Source organism: Acetoanaerobium pronyense (assembly GCF_017874355.1).
In the GTDB taxonomy this organism is placed as follows: Bacteria; Bacillota; Clostridia; order Peptostreptococcales; family Filifactoraceae; genus Acetoanaerobium; species Acetoanaerobium pronyense.
Genome location: NZ_JAGGLI010000019.1, coordinates 45,786 through 54,154 on the forward strand (window position 1 = coordinate 45,786; position 8,369 = coordinate 54,154).

Below are 8,369 nucleotides of genomic sequence, written 5' to 3' on the forward strand. Positions count from 1 at the left end.
CCACTATAAAAAATTGACTTAATAAAATCTCACTTTTTTTATTGATTACAAAAATCAATTGCTATCTTTGCATATATGTCAACATAATCCACAAGCTGATTTACAGGTACTTTTTCATCTTTAGTATGAGAATAAGCTATATCTCCTGGTCCTGTTACTACTGTTGGAATTTTTGCAAAGCCGCTTAAAAGAGCTGCATCAGTCCACCCTCTTCTTCTTGTAATTTCAGGCATTTTTCCTATCTTTTCTTTAATAGATTTTTTTACAGAATTTACAATAGGGTGATTTTCATCAGTAATTAGATAAAGGTGGTCTAGGGTAAGCATATTGTTTGGCATTCTTGTAATCTCTGCATCAAAATCAGGATCTTCTTTTTTTAATATGTCTATTACTTCCTGATACTCCTTTATCACACTCTCTACACTTTCTCCAGGGATATATCTTCTGTCTATTTTGATAGAGCACCAGTCAGCAACTGTACTAGGCTGATTTCCCCCTTCTATTTTTCCAAAATTCATTACAGACGGCCCCATAAATTCATTGTCTCTATCCTTGAGCTTCGGCATGACCTGCTCTTCAATTTTTAAAATTAGTTTTGCAGCCTTGGATATGGCATTTACCCCAAGGTTAGGCACCCCTCCATGAGCTGCTTTTCCTTTCACTTTAATCTCAAGCCATTCAAGACCTCTATGTCCTATAGCATACTCATAATTTGAAGGCTCTCCAACTATCGCTCCATCTGCTTTTATCCCATTTTTCACAAGATACTCAGTTCCTTCACTGCGTTCTTCTTCTCCGATTACGCCTGCAAAAATAATATTTCCATTTAGCTTAGCCCCTGCTCTTTTAAGGCCCACCATAGCAATAAGCATAGATGCTATAGCACCCTTCATGTCATTGCCGCCTCTTCCCCATACAAAACCATCTTTCACTTCACCACCATATGGCTCTATAGTCATATCATATGGCGGGACTGTATCAGTATGACCGTTAAAAAGAAGGGTTTTTCCATCTCCTTCTCCCTTAATATATGCCATTACATTTGTTCTTTCACCATCTACCTCTATAAGCTCTGTTTCAAGCCCTTCTTTTTTGCAAAATTCATAGATAAACTGAGCCACTTCTTTTTCCCTTCCCGGTGTATCTACATGACTTGGAATTTTAACAAGCTCCCTTGTAAGCTCTATCACTTCATCCTCTTTTACATAATCAAATATATTAAACATATTTTCCCCCTTAAGCGAAAGGCCATGGAAGAAAATCTGTCCATGACCTTTTCGTCTAATGTTGATGTGAAATTGGACTTACTAAATTAATTATTTTTAAATGCCTTATTTATACTCTAGTTTAAACTTTTAGAAAGGTCCGTACTGTATTACATCTGCAATTATCATAAATACTGCTCCAATTCCTATCCATATAAGCATAAGCGGCCATAAGAATTTTACCCATCTTTCATAAGGAACTCTACCTATTGAAAGAGCAGCCATAAGTGTTGCAGACGTAGGTATTATCGAGTTTGTAAATCCATCACCAAACTGATATGCCATTACTGCCGTCTGTCTTGTAACTCCAATTATGTCTGAAAGTGGAGTCATTATTGGCATAGTAGCTGCTGCTTGACCACTTCCTGAAGGTATGAAGAAGTTTATTATTACCTGTACTAACATCATTCCAACTACTGCTATACTACTTGGAAGAGTTTGAATTGCTGATGCCAGTCCATTTATAAGTGTATCTATAATCATACCATCTTGCATTACTACAAGTATTCCTCTTGCAACTCCAACTACAAGAGCTCCAAATACTATACCTCTTGCTCCTTCAACAAACTCTTTTGCAAGCTTGCTAGGCCCCATCTTACCTAAAAGACCTCCTATGATTCCCATAGCAAGAAAGGCTGAAGCAATCTCTGTGATATACCATCCTAATTGGAATACTCCATAAATAATAAAACCAAATCCAATCACTATAGTTGTAAGGACAAGATAATGCTGCTTTTCAAAAGCTGGAACGTCATTTAAATCCATAATCTTGTGCTTTTGCTCTGCTTCAAGATCACTTACTACACTGTTTTCCATATTATCTTGAACTTTTGCAGCATATCTCATTACATATATCATAGTCACAATAAGCATAACTACAAGAACAACAAGTCTAAGACCAATTCCTGAAAAAAGAGGTACCTCTGCTATCCCTTGAGCAACCCCTACAGTAAATGGATTCATAAAACCAGATGAGAATCCCACAGCAGCTCCAAGAGTTATCATTGCAGTACCCACTATGGCATCATAGCCTAGCGCCCTTGCAAGAGCTATACCAATAGGGACAAAGACTATGGTCTCCTCCGCCATCCCAAAGGTCCCCCCACCTATGGAAAATATCACCATGAATATAGGAATCATAAACTTTTCCTTACCCTTAAGACTAAGAGCAATTTTGCTAATTCCGGCTTCTATAGCTCCAGTTGAAGCTATCATCTGAAACGCTCCCCCAACTATAAAAATAAAGAAGATTATTCCTGATGCAGCTGACATTCCATTAGGTATAGACTGCATTAGATCAAAAGGTCCTATAGGACTTGGGTCAACCAGATGAAATGATGCAGGATCTACAACTGTTCTCCCTGTTGCGGGGTCTTCTACTCTCTCATAAGTACCTGCCGGCACTATGTATGTCAGTAAGGACATTATAATAATTACACTAAAAAGTATGACATACGTATGGGGTACCTTTGAAAATTTCTTGTTTTCAACTTGGACGTTTTGACTCATCTTTTATTCCTCCTCTTTTTGATATTAATTTATTTTTATAATCCTACTTCATAACCTCCTTTCCATATATATATCAACTCCATTAACTAACTTAATATTTTTGACACTTTTAAGGAATAAGCTTTGATATTTTGTTTGCACCTTCAATTATTTTCAATTTAAGAAACTCAAAATCCTTTTCATCTAATGTTCCTTTAACTACAGCCGCTGCTATGGATCCTACTACCTGACCCCTTGAGTTTCTAATTGGAGCACCTATCCCCATCGCTCCTATCATTCCTTCTTCATCACTTATTGCATAACCTTGTTTTCTAATTTTTTCATATTCTCTAAGAAGTTCATCGGGATTTGTAATGCTATATGGTGTTTTTTGGGGAAGATATGTCCTTTTTACTATATCTACAAGCTCTTCCCATGGCTCATAAAAAGCCATTATTGTCTTTCCATAAGCACCCGAATTTATGGGGTATACAGTACCTGGACTATATCCTATTTTAATTGGTTGGAAATTTTCAATTTCAAATATATTTACAATCTTATCACCACTAAGCACAGAATAGCCTACTGACTGATTGGTCTCCCTAGCAACCTCCGTCACTATATATCTTATCTGATCCATACTATTTAGACTCAGGAGATAACTGTTTCCAATTCTATAAGCTTCAGGTCCTAATGAGTATTTTTTTGTTATTGGATTTTGAAGAATCATCATTTCTTTTATAAAAGAATTTATTATTCTATGGACTGAACTTCTGTTTATTTTGAGTTCTTTGCTAATGTCCAATGCTGTCATTTCGTAAGGAGGCTCAGCAAGTCTCTTTAAAGTAGCTATTGCCTTTTCGATAGATGTATTTCCCGAAGTCATATTACCCCTCCATCACTGTTCATAATATGAACTAGAGTTTGCTATATAAACTTTAAATTTTTTTCGGAAACCATTCTAAATTTTCCGAATATTTCCTTTATTTTACAGGATATTTTTAAAACAATCAAGAAAAACATCCTTAAAAACTAATATTTATTAGTATAAAAGGATGTTTTTATATATCAATCTTATTTTCCGAAAGTAGCTTCCCAATCTTTTAGAAATTTGTCAATCCCTATATCTGTAAGGGGATGCTTTGCCATTTGAGTAAGAACATTAAATGGTATTGTTGCTACATGAGCCCCAGCAAGCGCAGCTTCTGTAACATGAAGAGGATGCCTTATGCTAGCTGCAATCACTTCAGCTTCTATACCATATATATCAAATATATCTACAATCTCTCTAACAAGGTTCATTCCTTCATAGCCTATATCATCTAGTCTTCCTAGAAATGGACTTACATATGTTGCCCCTGCTTTTGCAGCAAGTAGAGCTTGATTAGATGAAAAGACAAGAGTAACGTTTGTCTTTATTCCCTCTTTTGAAACTGCTGATACAGCTTTAAGACCATCTGGAGTCATAGGTATTTTAACTATTACATTTGGATGCATTTTAGCTACTTCTCTTGCCTCTTCAATCATTTCCTCTGCCTTAAGGGATATTACTTCAGCAGATACGGGTCCATCCACAATCTCAGTTATTTCTTTTATGACTTCCTTAAAATCCCTTCCTTCTTTTGCTACAAGGGAAGGATTTGTAGTAACCCCATCTACAATACCCCAGCTTGCACCTTCTTTTATATCAGCTACATTAGCTGTATCTAAAAATATCTTCATAGCTACCTCCTAAAAGTGTATTAGTTCCATTTCATATTAACAAGTATTCTTGTTGCATCTATCTGCCCAGAGGTTTTTACTCCTACTACTATGAGTTCATCTCCTCTATAGAGCTTTCTTGGATCTATAAAATTTCCGTATCTTAAATCTTCAATGTTAGTTCTTGAGTTATAGCTTATTTTAACTACATTTTTAAGTGCATCTTCCATTTCAATAATCCTTGCTCTGTCATCCACTGATAGTATCGTTCCGTTTATAGTGGTCTCTCTATAAGTTCCAAAGGTTATTATCTCTTCTACTACATCTCCATCAAGATATACATCTACTTCAAAACCTACTTTAAGAGCATATATAGTTTTTCGCTCTCCCCTAACTCTTATAAGAGATTCTGATGATAAAATTACAACAACATCTTCTCTATTTGAATTTTCAACAATTAGTCTATTCTCAAAGGCTCCTACTTGTATTTCTTTGATTACACCTTTTCTGATACTTGACTTTACGCTATTTGCTTCAATAGATATAATTAAGCCATCCTTAAGCTCTACTTCTAAAGAATCTCCCGTTCTTAGACTTGTCAAACTATCTTCTCTGATTCCATTCCTTCTAATAAGGACACTTGAGCTGATGTCATAGGTGTTATCATTTTTTTCCTCTGATATTATAAGTCTATTTCCTCTAATATCTTTTAATTTGCCTGTAACTACTCCATCTCTTTTTTCTTGACTTTCTTCTAATATTACAGATATAAGGTTATTTCCTTCATGCACTATTTTTGCATTTTTATCCATTTTTATGTCAGATAAAACCGCCCCTTTAGTCCCGATTTTTACATCTACTTTTTGAGAGTCATTAGAAAAGCTATAAATCATTCCATCTTTCCCTTGAACCGTTAGATTTATTTTATCTCCAACATAAATTATTCTATCTATTTTTCCGTCTGTCACACTGTAATTGTCTGGGTTGGATGAGACAGGAGCTCCTGTAGAAGGAACATCTCCTCCGCCTGGTGGTATTTCAGGTACCTCTTTATCTATTTCTTCATTTGGAATACCTGTTGCTCTTTCGGATTTATCATAGACATTTGATATCATAACAGCCATCTCTGCCCTTGTTATAGCTCTATTTGGCCCAAAATTTCCTTGAGGGTCACCAGTTTCACTAATTACATTGTTTCTTATAAGGACATCAATATAAGGTATGGCTTGTGGATTTATCTCACTTACATCATTATATTTAAGTACAGCTGTTCTATTCATCTGAGAATGCCAGTTCATAGCATTTACCATAAATACTGCGACTTCATATCTAAGGGCATTCATTTGTACATTTTCTCTGTTTTGATTCATTATTCCAGATAACATGCTGTCATTTGAAGGTATTATTTTGTTTTCAAGAGCAAAAACAATAAAGGGCCATGACCAATCCGGTATTTTATAGTCCTTTAGTTTTTCTTCCCACTTGGATATATTTTCTCTATATGTTCTTTGCACCTTATCTTGGTCAAAAAGCTTAGATAGCATTATTATAGATTCAAGTCTCGATACAGCTTTGTCAGGAGCAAATGTTCCATCAGGATACCCACCTATCATATCCTTTTGTTGCATATCTTCTATATAAGTCTTTGCCCAATGGTTGGAAATATCACTATATGGTGCTCCATAGGCAATCATGGAGTTTGAAATGACTATCATCGAGGACAAGGCCAACGAAAGAACCCTTTTATTTAATTTCATATATTCGCCTCCCATATTAAACCACTACAGTTTTATTTTCCAACATTATACCATAAAATAAAGCCGTAATATAAACCTTGTCCATTTACAAATATTACATTATGTTTACTATTTTCAAATTTTATACTATTTTTCGTTTATGGCTCCTGCTGCTATATTTACTGCCTCCCATGGAGTAGCATAAGGTGGAGCGTAGCAGAAATCAGCATAGTTGAGATCTTCTAGGGATATAGAATGCTCTATTGCAAGTACAAAAATATCCAGCCTCTTTGCAACTCCTTTTTTCCCTATCATCTGAACTCCATATATCTTTTTCTCATCATAAAAAAGCTTTATATGGATTTTTTCACTTCCTGGGTATGTTTTTGCATGGGAGTATGTGGTTATCATCTTAGATTTAAGGCTTAAACCTAGCTTTTCACCATCTTTGTCTGTGATTCCAGTCTTTCCATAGGTAAGATCAAGTATCTTTACAACCGATGTTCCGATTCCACCCCTATAGGCTGTATTTCCTCCAGATATATTTATTCCGCATACTCTTCCAATTTTATTGGCATAGGTTCCAAGGGGTATATACTCATAATCATCCTTTAGCCTATTATATACAAAAGCGCAGTCACCACCTGAATATACATTTTCTCGGCTAGTTCTTCCATATCTGTCAGTTACTATAATCCCCTTTTCCATTTTAAGATCTTGCCCTTTAATAAAGTCTGTATTTGGGGCAATTCCTATGGAAAGTATAAGAAGGTCACAGGGGTATTCCCCTTTGTCAGTCTTAATTTTCTCAACCTTTTTATCACCTATTATTTCCTCTAATGATTCCTCTTTGTGTATTTTTATATTAAAGGACTTTAGATGCTCTTCAATAATATCAGAAAATTCCTCATCTGCAATCTCCATAAGCCTTTTAGGTCTATGGATAATTCTTACATTTTTACCTTGCTCAATCATACTCTCCGCAACTTCAAGACCTACGTATCCCCCTCCTACAATTACTATATCCTTTATATCTTTCTTCTCAATATTTTCTTTGATATCAACCGCATGATATATATGTTTTAATACATGAACATTTTGAAGATTCACTCCTGGGATTTTAGGGATTTTCGCTTTTGCACCTGTTGCTATAAGAAGATAGTCATAGGTGTCTTCAAACTCTTTATCATTATTCAAGTCTTTAACCTTAACCCTTTTAGAATCAAAATCTATGTCTATAACCTCATGAAATATTTTTACATCTATGTCGTCCTTTTGAAAATCCTCAGGCTTTTTTACAAAGAGAGTTTCCTTATCATCATAAAGCCCTCCTACATAATAAGGCATTCCGCATTGAGAATATGAGATTTCATCTGTCTTTTCATAAACAACTATTTCAAAGTCTGGTCTCTCTCTTCTTACCTTGGATGCTCCACTAAGTCCTGTAGCATTTCCTCCAATCACAACAAGCCTCATCATAATTCTCCTTTCATTTTTCGATTCACTTATCTGGATTTAATACCCGTTTGTCATTTTTTTACTCTTTATAAGATTTTCAATTTTTTTAAATTTTTTTAATACCTTTTTTTGTTCAATATACATATAGCTCTGTGAAAGGGGGAGTGAAAATGATAAATATCACTAAAATGCCAGGCTCACTTAGACTAAAGTATTTGACAGGAGTAGACCTTGATGGAAAGGAAATCTACAAGACAAGGCTGATGGGAAATATAAACCCAGAGGTTACAGATGAAGACCTCTACGGTCTTAAAGAACTTCTTGAAGATATCCAAAAAGATGCAATCACAGAATTTAGCAGAGTAGAAAACAAATTTATAACCCAGTAGAAAGGAGGTAAATCATGCAAAGTATACTTCATCTAACATTCAATAAGGCAAGTGGAAAAAAACAGACCTACAGAATTCCTGAAGTAATAGAAAATCCAGACCCTATAAAGGTCAAGGCACTAATGGACTATATTCTAGATAAGGAAATATTTTACGTAAAGGACGACGTTTTATCATCTGTTTTAGAGGCAAAGCTTCAAAATATTTCAAGCACTGAAATAGAGTTTTAAGATAATAAAAAAAGGGGCTGTCGGGAAATAGCCCCTTTCTAAAAAGCGACTTTGTCGCTTTTTTTAATTCTTAAAAAAATATAAAAAAAAGGCAGCAAATTA

At 35.0% G+C, this 8,369-nt stretch carries 8 protein-coding genes; 2 read left to right on the forward strand and 6 right to left on the reverse strand.

Going from position 1 to position 8,369, the window contains the following annotated elements; translation table 11 throughout:
- Nucleotides 1-38: 38 nt before the first annotated feature.
- The 6 genes from J2Z35_RS08965 to J2Z35_RS08990 all read right to left on the reverse strand — a co-directional run bounded on the left by J2Z35_RS08965 (nt 39) and on the right by J2Z35_RS08990 (nt 7,666).
- Nucleotides 39-1,226 (reverse strand): M20 family metallopeptidase, encoded by a 1,188-nt coding sequence (locus J2Z35_RS08965; RefSeq protein ID WP_209661065.1) that lies wholly within the window; start codon nt 1,224-1,226, stop codon nt 39-41.
- A 129-nt stretch (nt 1,227-1,355) separates the two neighbouring features.
- Nucleotides 1,356-2,774 carry a YfcC family protein gene (locus tag J2Z35_RS08970; RefSeq protein WP_209661066.1) on the reverse strand — a complete coding sequence of 473 codons (1,419 nt, stop codon included), beginning with the start codon at nt 2,772-2,774 and terminating at the stop codon, nt 1,356-1,358.
- Between the two features lie 109 nt (nt 2,775-2,883).
- Nucleotides 2,884-3,639, reverse strand: coding sequence for an IclR family transcriptional regulator (locus tag J2Z35_RS08975; protein WP_209661067.1), 756 nt, complete (start codon nt 3,637-3,639; stop codon nt 2,884-2,886).
- A gap of 188 nt (nt 3,640-3,827) precedes the next feature.
- Nucleotides 3,828-4,475 (reverse strand): fructose-6-phosphate aldolase, encoded by a 648-nt coding sequence (gene fsa / locus J2Z35_RS08980; protein ID WP_209661068.1) that lies wholly within the window; start codon nt 4,473-4,475, stop codon nt 3,828-3,830.
- Between the two features lie 20 nt (nt 4,476-4,495).
- Nucleotides 4,496-6,211, reverse strand: coding sequence for an S-layer homology domain-containing protein (locus J2Z35_RS08985; protein ID WP_209661069.1), 1,716 nt, complete (start codon nt 6,209-6,211; stop codon nt 4,496-4,498).
- Nucleotides 6,212-6,337: 126 nt separating this feature from the next.
- On the reverse strand, nt 6,338-7,666 hold the full coding sequence (locus J2Z35_RS08990) for a CoA-disulfide reductase (protein WP_209661070.1): 1,329 nt from the start codon (nt 7,664-7,666) through the stop codon (nt 6,338-6,340).
- Between the two features lie 152 nt (nt 7,667-7,818).
- Here J2Z35_RS08990 and J2Z35_RS08995 point away from each other — a divergent pair, with 152 nt between their 5' ends.
- Nucleotides 7,819-8,037 carry a DUF1659 domain-containing protein gene (locus J2Z35_RS08995; protein ID WP_209661071.1) on the forward strand — a complete coding sequence of 73 codons (219 nt, stop codon included), beginning with the start codon at nt 7,819-7,821 and terminating at the stop codon, nt 8,035-8,037.
- A 14-nt stretch (nt 8,038-8,051) separates the two neighbouring features.
- On the forward strand, nt 8,052-8,267 hold the full coding sequence (locus tag J2Z35_RS09000) for a DUF2922 domain-containing protein (RefSeq protein ID WP_209661072.1): 216 nt from the start codon (nt 8,052-8,054) through the stop codon (nt 8,265-8,267).
- Nucleotides 8,268-8,369: the final 102 nt, after the last annotated feature.